General features: G+C 74.0%; 11 protein-coding genes. 9 read left to right on the forward strand and 2 right to left on the reverse strand.

Annotated elements, in window-relative coordinates:
• Positions 1 to 138: 138 nt before the first annotated feature.
• The 5 genes from ACIQPQ_RS05115 (at position 139) to ACIQPQ_RS05135 (ending at position 9766) form a co-directional block, all read left to right on the forward strand.
• Entirely contained in the window at positions 139 to 2268 is a 2130-nt protein-coding gene (locus ACIQPQ_RS05115; protein WP_401299874.1) for a serine/threonine-protein kinase, read from the forward strand.
• A gap of 122 nt (positions 2269 to 2390) precedes the next feature.
• Positions 2391 to 4226: a serine/threonine-protein kinase gene (locus tag ACIQPQ_RS05120; RefSeq protein WP_401299877.1), complete on the forward strand. Its 1836-nt coding sequence runs from the start codon at positions 2391 to 2393 to the stop codon at positions 4224 to 4226.
• A 115-nt stretch (positions 4227 to 4341) separates the two neighbouring features.
• Complete coding sequence (locus tag ACIQPQ_RS05125) at positions 4342 to 6072, forward strand: serine/threonine-protein kinase (RefSeq protein ID WP_401299880.1); 1731 nt, start codon at positions 4342 to 4344, stop codon at positions 6070 to 6072.
• A gap of 134 nt (positions 6073 to 6206) precedes the next feature.
• Positions 6207 to 7862 (forward strand): succinic semialdehyde dehydrogenase, encoded by a 1656-nt coding sequence (locus ACIQPQ_RS05130; RefSeq protein WP_401299883.1) that lies wholly within the window; start codon positions 6207 to 6209, stop codon positions 7860 to 7862.
• A 47-nt stretch (positions 7863 to 7909) separates the two neighbouring features.
• The gene (locus tag ACIQPQ_RS05135) at positions 7910 to 9766 is read left to right on the forward strand and encodes a GMC oxidoreductase (RefSeq protein WP_401299886.1); all 1857 of its coding nucleotides are present in this window, start codon (positions 7910 to 7912) and stop codon (positions 9764 to 9766) included.
• 832 nt (positions 9767 to 10598) lie between these two features.
• On the opposite strand, the gene ACIQPQ_RS05140 is transcribed toward ACIQPQ_RS05135, so the two are convergent.
• Positions 10599 to 11006: a chorismate mutase gene (locus ACIQPQ_RS05140; RefSeq protein WP_401299889.1), complete on the reverse strand. Its 408-nt coding sequence runs from the start codon at positions 11004 to 11006 to the stop codon at positions 10599 to 10601.
• A gap of 309 nt (positions 11007 to 11315) precedes the next feature.
• Between ACIQPQ_RS05140 and guaA the strand changes: the two genes are divergently transcribed.
• Positions 11316 to 12896, forward strand: a complete 1581-nt coding sequence (gene guaA, locus ACIQPQ_RS05145) for a glutamine-hydrolyzing GMP synthase (protein WP_401299892.1) — start codon at positions 11316 to 11318, stop codon at positions 12894 to 12896.
• Positions 12897 to 13038: 142 nt separating this feature from the next.
• On the opposite strand, the gene ACIQPQ_RS05150 is transcribed toward guaA, so the two are convergent.
• On the reverse strand, positions 13039 to 13521 hold the full coding sequence (locus tag ACIQPQ_RS05150) for a pyridoxamine 5'-phosphate oxidase family protein (protein ID WP_401299894.1): 483 nt from the start codon (positions 13519 to 13521) through the stop codon (positions 13039 to 13041).
• Positions 13522 to 13699: 178 nt separating this feature from the next.
• Between ACIQPQ_RS05150 and ACIQPQ_RS05155 the strand changes: the two genes are divergently transcribed.
• From ACIQPQ_RS05155 to ACIQPQ_RS05165, 3 genes are all read left to right on the forward strand, one after another.
• Positions 13700 to 14494 carry a class II aldolase/adducin family protein gene (locus tag ACIQPQ_RS05155; protein ID WP_401299897.1) on the forward strand — a complete coding sequence of 265 codons (795 nt, stop codon included), beginning with the start codon at positions 13700 to 13702 and terminating at the stop codon, positions 14492 to 14494.
• Positions 14495 to 14707: 213 nt separating this feature from the next.
• Positions 14708 to 15985: a hypothetical protein gene (locus ACIQPQ_RS05160; RefSeq protein ID WP_401301462.1), complete on the forward strand. Its 1278-nt coding sequence runs from the start codon at positions 14708 to 14710 to the stop codon at positions 15983 to 15985.
• Positions 15986 to 16581: 596 nt separating this feature from the next.
• Positions 16582 to 17112: a DoxX family membrane protein gene (locus ACIQPQ_RS05165; RefSeq protein WP_401299900.1), complete on the forward strand. Its 531-nt coding sequence runs from the start codon at positions 16582 to 16584 to the stop codon at positions 17110 to 17112.
• Positions 17113 to 17130 lie beyond the last annotated feature (18 nt).

A 17130-nucleotide genomic window follows, 5' to 3' on the forward strand; every position in this document is an offset into this window, starting at 1 on the left:
CACACGCTGCCGACCCGCCGGTCACGCCCTGTTCACGCCCCCTGGGCCCTCCCTCCGTGCGGTCCGCCTGCCTCCGGTCGCGTGACTTGGCCGGTCGACGCCCCGGAAGCGGGGGGTCCGTTGGGGCATGATGGGCCCATGGGGACCGAGGGGGACGGCGTCCGGGTCATCGCGGACCGCTACCGGCTGGAGGCCCGGCTCGGCCGCGGCGGCATGGGGATCGTGTGGCGCGCCACCGACCGGCTGCTGGGCCGCCGCGTCGCCGTCAAGGAACTCGTCCCCGACGACACCCTGACCGTCGCCGAGGCCCACGCCCGCCGCGACCGGACCCTCCGCGAGGCCCGCGCGGTCGCGCAGTTGAGCCACCCGAACATCATCGTCGTGCACGATGTCGTCGAGGAGGACGAACGGCCGTACATCGTCATGGAGTTGATCGACGGCGGCTCGCTCGCCGACCGGATCGCCGAGGGAGGGCCGGTGGCGCCGCGGGACGCGGCCCGGATCGGCGCCGACCTGCTGGGCGCGCTGCGCGCCGCACACGCGGCCGGGGTCCAGCACCGGGACATCAAACCGGCGAACGTCCTCGTCGAGTCCGCCACCGGCCGCGTCGTCCTCACCGACTTCGGCATCGCGCAGGTCGCGGGCGCCACCACGCTCACCGAGACCGGCGCGTTCGTCGGCTCGCCCGAGTACACGGCGCCGGAGCGCATGTCGGGGGAGCGGACCGGGCCCGCCGCCGACCTGTGGTCGCTGGGCGCGCTGCTGTGCACCGCGCTGAGCGGCGAGTCGCCGTTCCGCCGCGACTCCCTCGGCGGCATCCTGCACGCCGTCGTCTTCGCCGACATCCGTACGCCCCCGCAGGCGGGCCCCCTCCTGCCCGTCGTCCAGGGGCTGCTGGAACGCGACCCGGACCGGCGGCTGGGCGCCGAGCGGGCCGAGGCGATGCTGCGCGCCTTCCTCACCACCGGCCGCATGCCACCCCTGCCGGGCTCCGGGCACACCCCCACCCGCCCCCTCCTGCCGGGCCGACGGTCGGGGCGTGGCGGACGGGAGGGGCGGGACGGACGTGACGGGCGGGACGGACGCGAGGGGCGTGACGGGAGGGCCGGGCGCGAGGGACGTGACGGGCGGGGCTCGGCCGCGTCGCAGGCGGCCGCCGCGTCACGGCCGCCCTCATCGCCCTCATCGGCCTCGTCGGGCGTGTCGTCGCGGCCGACGAGGTCCGACAATGCCTCGACGCCGTCGGACGGGGTCGATGGGGCCGACCGGGTCGACGGGTCCGACCGGTCAGGGCCGTCGGACCGTCCTCACCCGCCGGAGCGGTCGACCTCGTCGGAGCCGTCGAAGCCGTCCGGGTCGTCAGATGTCCCGAGGTCGACGGATTCGTGGCCCCCGTCGGACCGGGTGCCCGCCTCTGACCTGTCCGGCCGGTCGGGTCTGTCCCGCCGTTCGGACCTGGTGGGCCCGTCGGACCCGCACGGCAAGGAGCGGTCCACGCGGGGCATGCTCGTCGTCGCGCTGCTCGTCGCGGCGATGGCCGGGGCCGGGGTCTCCGCCGCGGCCCTCCTTCTCGACCGTGGCCCCGACGGCGGTTCCACCCCGTCCAGTTCGGCGTCCGAGCAGCCCTCGCAGCCCACGGGCGGAGGCAGCGGGACCGGTACGAACACGGGGACGGGCACCCCACCGGGCAGCGGCGGTGGCAACGGCAACGGCGGTGGCAACAGCGGTGGCACCCAAGGCCCCGGACCCGGTCCCGGCCCAGGTCCGGGCCCCGGCCCCGGCGGCTGGCAGGGCCTGCCCTCCGCGCCCTCCGGCTACCGCGTCGAGGACGACCCGGCCGGGTTCGCCCTCGCCGTGCCCAAGGAGTTCCGCCGCGATCCTCAGGGCGGGCGGATCTTCTACCTCTCGCCGGGGCAGACCTTCCGCCTGGGCATCAAGATCACCCCGGCCACGGCCGACGGCCCCCTGGGGGTCCTCAGACGGGCCGCCGCCGAGGGCCCGGAGAACAACCCCGGTTACCGGGAGGGCCGCGTCACCGAGAGCACCCGCGCCGGACGTCCCGCCGCTTTCTGGGAGTTCACCTGGGACGGCTTCACCGCGGCGGAGGGCCCCCGGCACACGTACGACCTGTGCTGGGAGGAGGGCGGCATGCTGTACGACGTGTGGGTGTCGGCGCCGGTCGGCAAGGCGCGGGAGGCGCGCGCGTACTTCGACGTCGCCGTGGACACCCTCGTACCCCGGCGGAATCCGCCGCCCCCACCGCCGTAGCCCCGCGCGAGGGGCGCCGGAATCCGGCAATCCGTTGATAACGGGCATGGTGCGTCACGGGTCGGTGACCGGTCGGGGTCACCGGTGGATTCAGGACCGGATGGCGCGATAGGCATGGACGTATGAGCCAGCACGGGGGACCCGGCCAGGGGGCCGACGAGACGACGAGCTTCATGCTGCGACCGCCGCACCCGCACCCGCAGCCCCAGCAGCAGCCGGACCCGCACCCGGACCCACGCCCGCTGTCGGACCAGCACCAGCAGCCGCACCCGCAGCCGCACCGCGAGTCCTCGCATGTCGCGCCGCCGCAGCCGCACCCCCAGTCCTCCCAGGCCGTGCCGCCCCCGCTCCCGCAGCAGGAACAGCCCGCGCAGCGGCACGAACAGCAGCAGCCGCCGCAGGCCCCCGGCACCGGTCGCCTCATAGCGGGCCGCTACCGGCTGCTCGCCAAGCTCGGCCACGGGGGGATGGGGACGGTGTGGCGGGCGCGGGACGAGGTGGTGGAGCGGGAGGTCGCCGTCAAGGAACCCCGGCTGCCCGACCACCTCCCGGACCGCGAGCGGGCCAACGCCTACGAGCGGATGCGCCGCGAGGCCCGCGCCGCGGCCCGCCTCGACCACCCGTCCGTGGTCAACGTCCACGACGTCGCCGTCGTCGACGGGCAGCCCTGGATCGTGATGGAGCTGGTCCACGGCCGTTCGCTCGGCGCCGCCCTCGCCGAGGGCACCCTCGACGCGCGCGAGGCGGCCCGGATCGGCCTGGAGGTGCTCGGCGCCCTGGAGGCGGCCCACGCGGCGGGCATCCTGCACCGCGACGTCAAGCCGGACAACGTCCTCCTCGGCCGCCACGACCGGGTCGTCCTCACCGACTTCGGGATCGCCCAGATCGAGGGCGAGACCAGTCTCACCGACACCGGCGGCTTCGTCGGCTCGCCCGAGTACATCGCCCCGGAGCGGGTGCTCGGCCAGCGGCCCGGCCCCGCCTCCGACCTGTGGTCGCTCGGCGTGGTGCTGTACGCGGCGACGGAGGGCGTCTCGCCGTTCCGCCGCAGCAACACGCCCGCCACCCTCCAGTCCGTCCTCAACGCCGAGCCCGCCCCGCCCGCCGCCGCGCGCGGCCCGCTCGCCGAGGCCGTCAACGGCCTGCTGGCCAAGGACCCGGCCCGCCGCCCCCGCGCGACCGAGGTGCGCGCCCTGCTGGAGCGCGCCGCGCACCCGCCCGCCCCGGTCCCCGCCCCCGCCCCCGCGGCCACCCGGACCGCCGCGCCCCCGGCGGGGGAGGCCCCGGTCACGGGCTGGACCGTCAAGGCCTCGGCGGGGCGCGCCGGTTGGGGCGTACGGGTCGGCGGCCGGCTGTTCTGGACCGGGCTCGGCGCGGTCGTCGTCGCCGGGTCGCTCACCGCCTGGCTGCTGACCGCCGACCGCTCCACGGGCGAGCTGCCCGCCGGGTGGACGACCAGCGCGCAGACGGACGTCACCGCGACCCTCGCGGTCCCCTCGAGCTACAAACGGGCCGTGCCCGACCGGGAGTCGGACGACGACCACTGGGTCAGCTTCACCGACCCCAGCGGTGCGATCTCCGTCGAACTGCGCGTCGACCGCCGGGCCGAGGACACCAGCGACGACATCAAGGACTCGGCGGCGGCCGAAATGTACGAGGACAACGGGGAGTTCAAGGAGAACGGCAGCTACGCCCTCGACATGCCGAAGGGGCCGAGGACGGCGCCCGACGACAACGCCCGCTACCGGGGCCGCCCCGCCGCCGAGAACACCGTCGTCTACACCACCGACGACTCCCAGAACCCGCGCCTGCGCGAACTGCGCACGCTCTACTACCGGTCCACCGCGGGCGACATGTACAAGCTCACCGTCGCCTACCCGGGCGAGGGCGACTTCACCGAGCGGGGCCGCGAGGTCGCGCGCACCGCGATCGCCCACCTGGACGTCGACAAGCTCTGACCCGGCCCGGCCCGACCCGGCCTGGTGCGGTCCGGTCGGGTCCGGTCGGGCCCGGCGCACGACGTGGCGCGCGGGTGCCGACCGGTGCGGCGGCCGGGCGTGGTAGTCATGGGACATGAGCGATGACGGTGCGCCCGTAGGCGTCAACGGCCGTGTCGTGGGCGGGCGTTACCGTCTGCTGGAACGCATCGGCTCCGGCGGCATGGGCGTCGTGTGGCGGGCCCGTGACGAACTCGTGGACCGTGACGTGGCGGTCAAGGAGCCCCGGCTGCCCGGCGATCCCGAGGACGAGATCCACCGCCGGGCGGCCCACCGTCTCTACCGGGAGGCACGGGCCGCCGCCCGCGTCGACCACCCGTCCGCCGTCGCCATCCACGACGTTGTGGTGGAGGAGGGCGAGGGGCTCCGGGACGGACTGCCGTGGATCGTCATGGAGTTGATACGCGGCGAGTCCCTGCACGACGCGCTGCGGCGCGGCCCGCTGGACCCGGCGGAGACGGCCCGCGTCGGTCTCGCCGTCCTGGGCGCCCTGCGCGCCGCGCACGCCGTCGGCATCGTCCACCGGGACGTGAAGCCCGCCAACGTCCTGCTCGGCCCGCACCACCGCGTCGTCCTCACCGACTTCGGCATCGCGCACGTCCAGGGCGAGGAATCCCTCACCGTCAGCGGCGAGTTCGTCGGCTCCCTGGAGTTCGTCGCCCCGGAGCGGATGTCCGGCCCCGGCGCCGGTCCCGCCTCCGACCTGTGGTCCCTCGGCGTCCTCCTCTACGCCGCCGTGGAGGGCCGCTCCCCGTTCCGCGGTACGTCGGTGGAGTCCACCCTCGCCGCCGTCCTCGCCGCCGCCCCGCCCGAGCCCACCCGCGCCGGACCGCTCGGCCCCCTCCTCGTACGCCTCCTGGCCCGCGACCCCGAGGCCCGGCCGGAGCCGGAGGAGGTGGAGCGGGGGCTGACGGAGGCCCTGACCGTTCCTTCGACGGCGGCCCAGGCGCCGGAGCCGGTGCCTGGGCCTGTGCCTGTGCCTGTGACGAACCTGCCGGCAGCCCCGGTGGCGGCGCCGGACGCGGTCGCGCCCCCGGACGTATCCCCCGAAGCGGGCCCGGAGTCTGCGGGCCCGGACCCCACGGCCCCGGACCCCACCCCCACCGCCCCCACCGTCACCCCCGCCTCCCGCCCCCGCTCGCTCCTCCGCCGCCTCACCGCCCCCCTCACCCTCCTCATCGCCGTCCTCCTCCTGGCCGCCGGCGTCCTCGGCGCGGTCGTGCTCCAGACCGGGGACGACACGGCGGTCGCGGGGGAGGGCACCGACACCCGCCCCACCCGCCCCCCACCCTCCACAGCGGCCGTCCCGTCCACCGCCTCCGGCCCTGGCTCCAACCCCGCATCCACCACCCCCTGGACCACCCACCGCGAGCCGTCGCTCCGCGCGGTCCTCGCCCTCCCCTCCCGCTACCGGGAGTTCACCCGCGCGGGCGACGGCTCGGGCGGGCACCCCCGTACGGTCGGCTGGTCGGCCGGGCCCGTCGACGTACGCCTCCTCCAGTGGGACCGCGCGCCCGGTACCCCCGCGGCGCGGGCGGCCCTCGCGCGGGACACGTGGGACGCGGTCGGCGGGGACGCGCGCACCCAAACCACGCGGACCACGTTCGCGGGCCGGGAGGCCGCCCTCGCGGACACCACCTACGGGCTGGACGCGACCCCCACCAGGGTCCTGGAACTGTTCGTCCGGACCGCCGCCGGACGGATGTACGTGCTGCGCGTGGACATGCCCAAGGGCACCCCGGACGAGAAACAGGGCACGTCGGTCTTCAAGGAGGCCCGTGACCGGCTCCGCGTCGAAAACTCCTGAACCGGCCCCACGGCACCCACGCAAGTCCTGATCAGCGGGTTTGTTGCCAGTGACCACTGGCGCCGTGTGGGCGGCCGGTGAATCCCGTTACCGACGGGTACCAAAAGGGCGGCGCACGTCATACCCTGCGGCTCATGACGGACTCGCACGCCCCGGAGCAGCCCGGTACCCGGACCACCGCCGGTACCCCGGCCGGTACCACCGCCGGTACCAACCCGATCGCCCCCGCCCCCGTAGGCGTGCGCACCGCCGCCGACGTGGTGACTCCGCAGCTCGTCGCCCAGCTGACCCGCGGCGTCGTCGGGTCCGGGCGGACGGCGAACCACACGCCGTTCACCGGCGAGAAGCTCGCCGACCTGCCCGAGTCGACGCCCGAGGACGTCCGTACGGCGTTCGAGGCGGCCCGCGCCGCGCAGGCGGTGTGGGAGCAGGTGCCGGTCCGGGAGCGCGCGGCCGTCCTGCTGCGCTTCCACGACCTGGTGCTCCAGCGCCAGAGCGAGGTCCTCGACCTGATCCAGCTGGAGACCGGCAAGGCCCGCCTGCACGCCCACGAGGAGGTCCAGGCGGTCGCCGTCGCCGCCCGCCACTACGGCCGCCGGGCCCCCGCCTATCTGCGGCCGAAGCGGCACACGGGCGCCATCCCGGCACTGACCAAGGTCACCGAGCTGCGGCACGCGCGCGGCGTCGTCGGCCAGATCGCGCCGTGGAACTACCCGCTGGAGCTGTCCGTGGGCGACGCGCTCCCCGCGTTCGTCGCGGGCAACGCGGTCGTGATGAAGCCGGACACCGAGACCTGCCTCACCGCGCTGTGGGCGCGCGACCTGCTGATCGAGGCCGGGCTGCCCGCCGAGGTGTTCCAAGTGGTCCTCGGCGAGGGCCCGGTGGTCGGCCCCGAGGTCGTCCGGCACGCCGACTACGTGTCGTTCACCGGCTCCACCCGCACCGGCCGCGAGGTGGCCCAGGGCGCCGCGGCCCGTCTGGTCGGGGTCTCCCTCGAACTCGGCGGCAAGAACGCGATGCTGGTCCTGGAGGACGCCGACGTCGAGAAGGCGGCGGCGGGCGCGGTCCGCGCCTGCTACTCCTCGGCCGGTCAACTCTGCATCTCCATCGAGCGGTTGTACGTCCACGAGTCGGTCGCGGACCAGTTCCTGGAGCGGTTCGCCGCCCGCACCCGCTCGATGCGCCTCGGCACCTCCCTCGCCTACGGCGCCGACATGGGCTCCCTGGTCGGCGAACGTCAGCTGGAGACCGTCACCCGGCATGTCCAGACGGCCGTCGAAAGGGGCGCGAAGGTCGTCGCGGGCGGGGTGGCCCGGCCCGACGTCGGCCCGTACTTCTTCGAGCCGACCATCCTCGACGACGTCACCGAGCCCATGGCGGTGTGCGCCGAGGAGACCTTCGGCCCGGTCGTGTCGGTCTACCGCTTCAAGACCGACGACGAGGCGGTCGAACTCGCCAACGCGACGCCGTACGGCCTCAATTCGTCGGTCTGGACGAGGAACGCTCGCCGTGGCCGCGAGGTCGCCGCCCGGATGCGCACCGGCACGGTCAACGTCAACGAGGGCTACGCGCCCGCCTACGGCAGCGTGCAGTCCCCGATGGGCGGCATGAAGGACTCCGGACTCGGCCGCCGCCACGGCTCCGAGGGCATCCTCAAGTACACGGAGGCCCAGACGGTCGCCCAGCAGCGGCTGCTGCCGATGGCGCCCGCGCTCGGCATGGACGACGAGCGGTACGCCGCCTTCATGAGCCGCAGCCTGCGCCTGATGAAGGCCTTCCGCTTCCGCTAGCCGCCACGGGCCCGCCGCACCGCGGCCGTTCTCGACGAGGAGAGCACATGTCACAGGAGAACTCCGCCCCGAACTCCCGGAAAAACCAGGGCGATCACGGCGAACACGACGGCCACGGCACCGATGAGTACCGCTACGACTACGACGTCCTCGTCGTCGGCTCCGGCTTCGGCGGGTCCGTCACCGCGCTGCGGCTCACCGAGAAGGGCTACCGCGTCGGCGTCCTGGAGGCGGGCCGCCGCTTCACGCGGGACACCCTGCCCCGCACCTCCTGGGACCTGCGCAACTACCTCTGGGCGCCCCGCCTCGGCCTCTTCGGCATCCAGCGCATCCATCTGCTGGGCAACGTCATGGTCCTGGCCGGTGCGGGCGTCGGCGGCGGCTCCCTCAACTACGCCAACACCCTCTACGTCCCGCCGAAGCCGTTCTTCGAGGACCCGCAGTGGCGGGACATCACGGACTGGCAGGCGGAGTTGACGCCGTACTACGACCAGGCCCGGCGCATGCTCGGCGTCCGGCTCAACCCGACCACGACCCCCTCCGACACGCATCTGAAGGCGGCGGCCGAGCGGATGGGCTTCGGCGACACCTTCCACATGGCGCCGGTCGGCGTCTTCTTCGGCGACGGCGAGGACGCCGACGGCGCGGCGCGGGCGAAGCCCGGCCAGGAGGTGCCGGACCCGTACTTCGGCGGCGCCGGACCCGCCCGGCGCGCCTGCACGGAGTGCGGCGAGTGCATGACCGGCTGCCGCCACGGCGCCAAGAACACCCTCAACGAGAACTACCTCTACCTCGCCGAGCAGGCGGGCGCGGTCGTCCACCCGCTGACCACGGTGGTCTCCGTGACGGACGACTCGCGGGGCGGCTACGCCGTCGCCACCCTGCCCACCGACCGGCGCCGCCGGGGCCCCGGCCGGACCTTCACGGCCCGCCGCGTCGTCGTCGCGGCCGGTACGTACGGCACCCAGACCCTGCTGCACCGCATGAAGGCGGGCGGGCAACTGCCCTACCTCTCCGACCGGTTGGGTGAGCTGACGCGGACCAACTCGGAGGCGCTGGTCGGCGCGCAGACCGACGACCGCCGCTACCGCCGGGCCACCGGCGCGCCGAAGGCCGACTTCACCCGCGGGGTCGCCATCACCTCCTCGGTCCACCCAGACGCCGACACCCACATCGAGCCGGTCCGCTACGGCAAGGGCTCCAACTCGATGGGCGGTCTGTCGATCCTCCAAGTCCCCTACGTCGAGGGCTCGTCGAGGGTCGGCGCCTGGCTGGCGAACGCCGCCCGCCACCCGCTGCTGGTGCTGCGCTCGCTCTCCAACCGGCGCTGGTCGGAGAAGACCATCATCGGCCTCGTCATGCAGTCCCTGGACAACTCGCTGACCACGTACCTGAAGCCGGACGGCGTCGGCAAAGGTCTGCTGACGGCACGTCAGGGGCACGGTGCGCCCAACCCGGCCCAGATCAAGGCCGCTTCGGACGCCGCCACCGCGATAGCGGCCGACATCGGCGGCTTCGCCGGGTCCAACGTGGGGGAGCTGATGGGCACCCCGCTCACCGCCCACTTCCTCGGCGGCTGCCCGATCGGCGACTCGCCCGCGACCGGCGTCATCGACCCGTACCACCGCCTCTACGGCCACCCCGGCATCTCCGTCGTGGACGGCGCCGCCGTCTCCGCCAACCTCGGCGTGAACCCGTCGCTGACGATCACCGCCCAGGCGGAGCGCGCGATGGCGTACTGGCCCAACAAGGGCGAGGAGGACCCGCGCCCGGCCCAGGGGATGACGTACGCCCGGCTGGAGGCCGTGGAGCCGAAGGTTCCGGCGGTCCCGGCGGAGGCGTTCGCGGCGCTGCGGCTGCCGTTCCTCGGACTGCCGACGGTGCCGCCGAAGACCGTGAAGTAGGGCGCGTTGCCCATCGGGAGGGTGCGCGCGGCGCGGCGGGCCGGACACGCAAGAGGGACCTGCGCCCCCCTCCGAGTGCAGGTCCCTCTTCCACCAGGTCCATAAGGCTTGGTCCGCTACATGTGACCGGCGAGCCCCCTGAAGGGTTGCTTCCTCTTCACAGAATCTTTATGTGACGCGCGTCACATTTGATGAAGGTGGGGCGGGGGAGGTCAACGGGCGGAGGGGGGGAGCGGTGGGTGGCAGGGGTGCGGGAGATGATGTCTGGGCGCGGCGAAGGGCCCCGCGGGACGAATCCGCGGGGCCCTTCCTTACCGTCAGCACCGGCGTCAGGGCAGCGCCGGTGCCTGGGGAGCGGCGCCGGGGGGTTGCGCCGCTGGCTGGTCGAAGCGCCGCGTTGCAGGTCGGGGCGGCGCAGGATGGTGCGAGGGTGGTACGAAACCCGGCATGTCGGTGCTGCCGGGCAGACGACCGCATTGCGGTGCAATGCGGTTGTCCCCGGCGGGACTTGGGGCTTTCTACGCATCGTGCTGGATGAACGCGGCGCCCGCAACCGTTTGACCCAGCCGATGTGCATTTTTGCAATCCCGCCGGTCGGCCCCGGGCGTCCCCGAGGCCGGCCGTTCTCTTGGGTGACCGGGCTGCTGTCCCCTGCCGTCCGGTCACTTCCCTGGAGCGAGGTCCCACGGCGCACGGCACGATCCGTACGCCTCATCGCTCCAGCGAGCCACGCGTGGTTCTCCGGGCCCGTCCCTGGCTGAGACGGACACCGGGACCAACGAAGCCGTCCGCGCACCGGTCACGCGCCGTACGGGTGAGGGGCGGCCCGAACTCAGATGCGACCCCTGCACAGTTCGAGCAGGGTCATCGCGAGGGAGGTGCCGGGCCGGCCCAGCGCACCGCGGTAGTGGTCGAGGACCTCCATCTCCCGCGACAGGTTCACCCGCCGCCCGCCGGAGCCGATCCGCGCCTGCTGGATCACGGCGGAGACGGCGGCCCGCTCCTGGATCAGGCCGATGATCCGGTCGTCGAGCGCGTCGATGCGCTCGCGGGCGCCGGTGATCACCTCGACGGCGTCCGCGGTCCGGGCACCGGTCGCCTCGGCCGGGTCGGCGGTCCGCGCCGAAGGCGCTGCGGCGGCCCGCTCGCTCTCGTTGTCGCGGTCGGTGCTCTGGGTCCGGACGGTCCGGACGGTCCGGGGGGTCTGGGGGGTCTGGGCGGTGCGGTCGACGGTGGTCATGGGTTCCTCCGGTGGGGGCTGGTGCGGCTGGTGCGGTGCGGCAGGTGGTGCCGGGGAGGCGCACCGGACGGCGACGGCCCGGAGGAGAAACGACAGACGCCCCGGGCCTTGTCGGCCCGGGGCGCCTGGGAAGTCGCTCGGCGTTCAGCTCAAGCGGCACGACCATGGCAGCCGGCGGGCCGGGTGCCATAGGTAAAGACGAAGGTCGTGTGCGAGAGCATGCGGCCAGTATGCCACCGGAAAGTGATCGACGGCCACGCCGTTAGAATCGGAGGCGAGCCCCCCCTCCCGACCACCAGAAGGCGCCCCGTGTCACCAGCGACTCCTACTGCCGCCGCCCCCGACACCGTCCTGGTCGTCGACTTCGGCGCGCAGTACGCCCAGCTCATCGCCCGTCGCGTCCGCGAGGCCCGCGTCTACAGCGAGATCGTCCCCAGCACCCTGCCGGTCGCGGAGATGCTCGCGAAGAACCCGGCCGCGATCATCCTCTCCGGCGGCCCGTCGTCGGTCTACGAGGAGGGCGCCCCCCGCCTGGACCGCGCGCTCTTCGAGGCGGGCGTCCCGGTCTTCGGCATGTGCTACGGCTTCCAGCTGATGGCGCAGACCCTCGGCGGCACGGTCGACAACACGGGCGCGCGCGAGTACGGCCGCACCGACCTCCACGTCTCCCGCACCGCCTCCACCCTCTTCGAGGGCACCCCGGCCGAGCAGGCCGTGTGGATGTCCCACGGCGACGCCTGCTCCGCCGCCCCCGAGGGCTTCACCGTCACCGCCTCCACCGACGTCGTCCCCGTCGCCGCGTTCGAGAACGACGACAAGAAGCTCTACGGCGTCCAGTACCACCCCGAGGTCATGCACTCCACGCACGGCCAGCAGGTCCTGGAGCACTTCCTCTACCGGGGCGCGGGCCTCAGCCCCGACTGGACCACCGGCAACGTCATCGACGAGCAGGTCACCGCGATCCGCGAGCAGGTCGGCGACAGGCGCGCCATCTGCGGCCTCTCCGGCGGCGTGGACTCCGCCGTCGCCGCCGCCCTCGTCCAGAAGGCCATCGGCTCCCAGCTCACCTGCGTCTACGTCGACCACGGCCTGATGCGCAAGGGCGAGACCGAGCAGGTCGAGAAGGACTTCGTCGCCGCGACCGGCGTACAGCTCAAGGTCGTCGACGCGGAGGAGCGCTTCCTCACCGCCCTCAAGGGCGTCTCCGACCCCGAGGAGAAGCGGAAGATCATCGGCCGGGAGTTCATCCGCGTCTTCGAGCAGGCGCAGGCCGAGATCATCGCCGACGAGGGCCCGGCCGTGGAGTTCCTCGTCCAGGGCACCCTCTACCCGGACGTCGTCGAGTCCGGCGGCGGCACCGGCACCGCCAACATCAAGTCCCACCACAACGTGGGCGGCCTCCCCGAGGACCTGGAGTTCCGGCTCATCGAGCCGCTGCGCCAGCTCTTCAAAGACGAGGTCCGCATGGTCGGCCAGGAACTCGGCCTGCCCGAGGAGATCGTCCAGCGCCAGCCCTTCCCGGGCCCCGGCCTCGGCATCCGCATCGTCGGCGAGGTCACCAAGGAGCGGCTCGACCTGCTCCGCGAGGCCGACGCCATCGCCCGCGAGGAGCTGACGGCGGCCGGTCTCGACCGCTCCATCTGGCAGTGCCCGGTGGTCCTCCTCGCCGACGTCCGCTCCGTCGGCGTCCAGGGCGACGGCCGCACCTACGGCCACCCCATCGTGCTGCGCCCGGTCTCCTCCGAGGACGCCATGACCGCCGACTGGTCCCGGCTGCCCTACGAGGTGCTCGCCAAGATCTCCACCCGCATCACCAACGAGGTCCGCGACGTCAACCGCGTCGTCCTCGACGTCACCTCGAAGCCGCCGGGCACCATCGAGTGGGAGTAGGCCGAGCGGGAGCGGCCGGACCGGCCGGGACCCCGGTCCCGGCCGTCGCCGCCGGTCCGGCCGCTGCCTCGGTCCGGCGAGGCCCGTCGTTCGGGTCGTCGTTCGGGTCCGGTCGGGTCCGATCGGGCTCGGTCAGGTCAGGTCAGGTCCGCTTGAGCGTCCGCAGGGGCGCTCCAGGCCGCCAGACCTGGGTGACGAGATACGTCTCGTCCTCGACGTAGGTCCGCACGACCTCGGTCAGTTCGGTGCGGAAGAGGTGGAACGGCTGCGGCGGTTCCACCTCTTTCACATATCCGGCCCAGGCGTCGCCGCCCTCGACCTCGACGGCCCGGCCCCCGATCCGCACGTCCCCGCCCCCCATGCCCGTGCCCTCGCCCGGATTGGCCTGGAGCGCGAAGCGCGGGTCGCGGCGCAGGTCGAGGACCTTGAGCGAGTCCGGCATCATGCCGAGCCACAGCTCGCCGTCCAGGAAGCGGACCTCCAGCCCGCTGGTGCGCGGCGAACCGTCCCTGCGGAGGGTGGCGAGCACGTGGTGGGTGAAGGCGCCGAAGCGCTCCTCGGCGGTCCGCGCCAGCGCGGGTTCGGCGGCGGCGAAGGCCGCCCAGCTCACTGCCGTACGAGTCATGGCACGAGTCTCTCCGCGATACCCGACACCCGCCGTCCGGTATTCCCGCGACTTCCTCCCGGGCCCGCGTGTATGCCTGATCCGTGACGGAGTTCGTCATCTTTGCATAACGGCCCTGCCTTTCCGCGTTGACCGGCGGTAACTTCCGCCTCGTACGCAACCCCACGCTGGAGGACCCATGTCCGGGCCCACGCCCCCCACCCCGCTGCCCACCGACCGGCTGCGGTTCGCCATGCCGCCGATGCACGACTCGGTCGAGGACGAGCGCCGCCACCGCAAGGAACGCCTCGCGGGCGCGGTCCGGATCTTCGGCCGGCTCGGCTTCGAGGACGGGGTCTCCGGGCACATCACCGCCCGCGACCCCGAATACAGCGACTGCTTCTGGGTGAACCCCTTCGGCATGCCCTTCAAGCACGTCACCGTCAGCGACCTCGTCCTGGCCAACACCGAGGGCCAGGTCGTCGAGGGCGGCTACCACGTCAACCAGGCCGCCTTCACCGTCCACGCCCAGGTCCACGCGGCCCGCCCCGACGTCGTCGCCGTCGCCCACTGCCACTCCGTGTACGGGCGCGCCCTCGCCGCCCTCGGCGAACTCCTCGACCCCCTCACCCAGGAAAGCTGCGCCTTCTACGAGGACCAGGCCCTCTACGACGCCTACACCGGCGTCGCCGTCGACGCCGAGGAGGGGCGCCGCATCGCCCACACGCTCGGCTCCCGCAAGGCCCTCGTCCTGCGCAACCACGGCCTGCTCACCGTCGGCGACTCGGTGGACGCCGCCGCCTGGTGGTTCCTGTCGATGGAACGCTCCAGCCAGGTCCAGCTCACCGCGCGCGCCGCGGGCCGTCCGGTACTCATCGACCACCGGGCCGCCGCCGCCACCCGTGAACAACTCGGCGGCGACCTGGTGGCCTGGATCAACTACCAGCCCCTCTGGCAGGACATCAGCCGCAGCGAACCCGACCTGCTGAGCTAGGGCGTGCGCCGCGGCCGGGCCGGTGACGCGCCCGGCGGCCCGCCGTCCCCGCGGGGCGCCCGGCCACGGGTCGGTCCGGCCGTCCCCGCCCCACCCGTCCCGCCCGCCCACCGATCGGACCTGCCGCGCTGCCGGACTGCGCCGTAGGGCACAATGCGTCGTCGTCGTAGGGCAGTTGTGGCCGGTGTGGCAGGGAAAGGGCGGGTGTCGGACGTGGCGGTGCAGGAGGCGAGACAGGGACCGGAGTCGGGCGGGCACGACGGGGGCTGCACCTGCGGGGACTGCCCGCACGGGGCCCGCGAGGGACACCGCCGGGCGGTCGCCGCGTTCCTGGTCAAGCGGGACGGATTCGCCGCCGGGCACGGGCTGCCCGCCGGGGTCGCCCACTCCGCCTCCGCCTCCCGGCAGTGGGTCTCCGAGGAACTCGCCCAGTCCGCCGGACTCGTCGCCGAACGCGGCCGGGCCGAGGGCGCCCTCTGGCTCACCCGCCTCTGGCGGCGCACCATCGTCACCACCTGGGCCCTCGTCGCCGCCCTGCTGCTCGCGCAGGGCGTCACCGCGACCGGCGCGGGCTGGACTGCGGCCCGCACCGCCGGACTCCTCGCCGCCCTCGTCGTGGCGGGCGCGCTGACCACCGCCTCCTGGCTGCACCGGACGCGCGGCGGCGCCCTGGCCCCCGTCATCGGCGAGGACAACCGCCTCTCCACCTCCCGCGCGGTCGCCGCCGCCTGGGTGCTCTTCGTGTCCTACGCCGTCCTCGTCCTCGTCGGCCGCCTCGCCGCCGCCTCCGACCCCGCCGAACGCGACGCCCTCCTCTCCGGACTCGACCTCGCGCGCGGCGCCGGTGCGGTCACCGTCCTCGCCGTGGTCTGCGCGATCGCCGTCCTGGTCCGCCGGACCGTCGGGCTGCGCGTCCTCGGCCAGCGGCTCCAGAAGGTCCCCGCGCACCGGCCCCGGGCCGCCGACCTCCTCACCGACGACGCCGGACGCGGCACCTTCGCCGACATCCAGTACGTCGTGATCAGCGCCGTCGCCCTCGCCTTCGCCGCCGTCCGCCTGGCCCGCCGCCCCGACCAGCTGCCCGACCTGCCGTGGGGACTGGCCGTGGTCGTCCTCGTGTCTGCCGCGACCTACCTCGCCGGGAAGTACGCCGACGGCGGCCGCCCGGTGGTCCTCTCCGTCGTCCGCTCCCGCGAGGCCGGAGACCTGGACGCCCCCATCCGCACGGGCGACGACATCGAGATCCGCGGCGCCGGGTTCGTGCCGCCCGGCGCGCAGTCCGCCGACCGGCTCGCCCGCATGGTCGTGCGGATCGGCGCCGTCCACGTCCACGTCCCGCTGGTCCCCGTCGCGGGCGGCTTCCGCAACCCGACCGACACGGTCCTCACCGTCCCCGTCCCGGTGGACGTCGAACCCGGCCGCGTCGAGGTCCAGGTCGTCACCGCGGCGGGCGTCGAGACCAACCGGTACGCGATCGACGTCACCGACTGACCCAGCAGGCCCCAGCGACGACGCGGGGAGCCACCCTGACCGCCCGAGCCGCGCGGCCAGCCCGGCGAGCGGCGCCGACGACGTGGGCACCCACCCGGCCAGGCCGGAGAGTGGCAGCCGCGCCACCGGCAGCGGCACCGCCGAGCTGGAGAGCCGCGAGGCCGCCCTGGCGAGCGGCACCGGGGGCGCGGGGAGCCGCAGGGCTGGGCCGGGCAGCCGCACCCGCGATCGGAGGGCCCGCCCGATCAGCCCGGCGAGCGGCGCCGGAGATGCGGAGAGCCGCCTAATCAGCCCGGCGATCACCACTGGCAGTGCGGGGAGCCGCAGGGCCGGCCCGGGAAGCGGCACCGCCGGGCCGGAGAGCCGCGTGGCCGTGCTGGAGAGCGGCACCGGCGTTCCGCACGGGTGCGCCCCCACCCCCAGGAGCCCCACCGGAGTTACTGACAGGCGCACCGCCGTCCCCAGAGGCCGCACCAGCGACCAGCGAAGGCGTGACAGCGCCCCGAAGAGCCGTACCGACACTGAGCACATCACTCCTTTCGTACGTATGGTCTGACGAGGGGTCCATCACGGCGGGCGAGAGGCGGCTACGGGCGATGACTCACGGCATGCGGACGGACACGCACTCCCCCTACCTCGACGGCGGTCATGGTCGGCGGGACTCCCTCGCCCGGTACGCCCTCCTGCCCTTGCGGATCTTCCTCGGCATCACCTTCATCTATGCGGGCCTGGACAAACTCACCGACAGCGCCTTCCTCAAGGACAGCGGCGCCGGGTCGATCGGCGACACCATGCGGGCGGTGCGGGACTCCTCCGCCATCCCCGCCCTCGTCGATCTGGCCCTGAAGAGCCCCACCGGCTTCGGCTTCGCCATCGCCCTCGGTGAACTCGCCGTCGGCGTCGGCATCCTTCTCGGGCTTCTCGCCCGTCTCGCCGCGCTCGGCGGTGCCCTGATCTCCCTCAGCCTCTGGCTCACCGTCAGCTGGTCCGCCGACCCGTACTACTACGGCAACGACCTCGTCTACCTGATGGCCTGGCTCCCCTTCATCCTCGCCGGTGCCCCCTACCTCTCCGTCGACGCCGCCTGGCACGCCCGACGCCGACAGCGCAGCGGCGGCTACCGCTGAGCACCCGGCACTGCTGAG

Origin of the sequence: Streptomyces sp. NPDC091281 (assembly GCF_044757425.1) — a bacterium.
GTDB lineage: Bacteria > Actinomycetota > Actinomycetes > Streptomycetales > Streptomycetaceae > Streptomyces.

Excerpts from the sequence above, each read along its gene's own strand:
- ACIQPQ_RS05115 (WP_401299874.1), top strand. The coding sequence starts at position 139 with ATGGGGACCGAGGGGGACGGCGTCCGGGTCATCGCGGACCGCTACCGG.
- ACIQPQ_RS05120 (WP_401299877.1), top strand. The coding sequence starts at position 2,391 with ATGAGCCAGCACGGGGGACCCGGCCAGGGGGCCGACGAGACGACGAGC.
- ACIQPQ_RS05125 (WP_401299880.1), top strand. The coding sequence starts at position 4,342 with ATGAGCGATGACGGTGCGCCCGTAGGCGTCAACGGCCGTGTCGTGGGC.
- ACIQPQ_RS05130 (WP_401299883.1), top strand. The coding sequence starts at position 6,207 with ATGACGGACTCGCACGCCCCGGAGCAGCCCGGTACCCGGACCACCGCC.
- ACIQPQ_RS05135 (WP_401299886.1), top strand. The coding sequence starts at position 7,910 with ATGTCACAGGAGAACTCCGCCCCGAACTCCCGGAAAAACCAGGGCGAT.
- ACIQPQ_RS05140 (WP_401299889.1), bottom strand. The coding sequence starts at position 11,006 with ATGACCACCGTCGACCGCACCGCCCAGACCCCCCAGACCCCCCGGACC.
- ACIQPQ_RS05150 (WP_401299894.1), bottom strand. The coding sequence starts at position 13,521 with ATGACTCGTACGGCAGTGAGCTGGGCGGCCTTCGCCGCCGCCGAACCC.
- ACIQPQ_RS05155 (WP_401299897.1), top strand. The coding sequence starts at position 13,700 with ATGTCCGGGCCCACGCCCCCCACCCCGCTGCCCACCGACCGGCTGCGG.
- ACIQPQ_RS05165 (WP_401299900.1), top strand. The coding sequence starts at position 16,582 with ATGACTCACGGCATGCGGACGGACACGCACTCCCCCTACCTCGACGGC.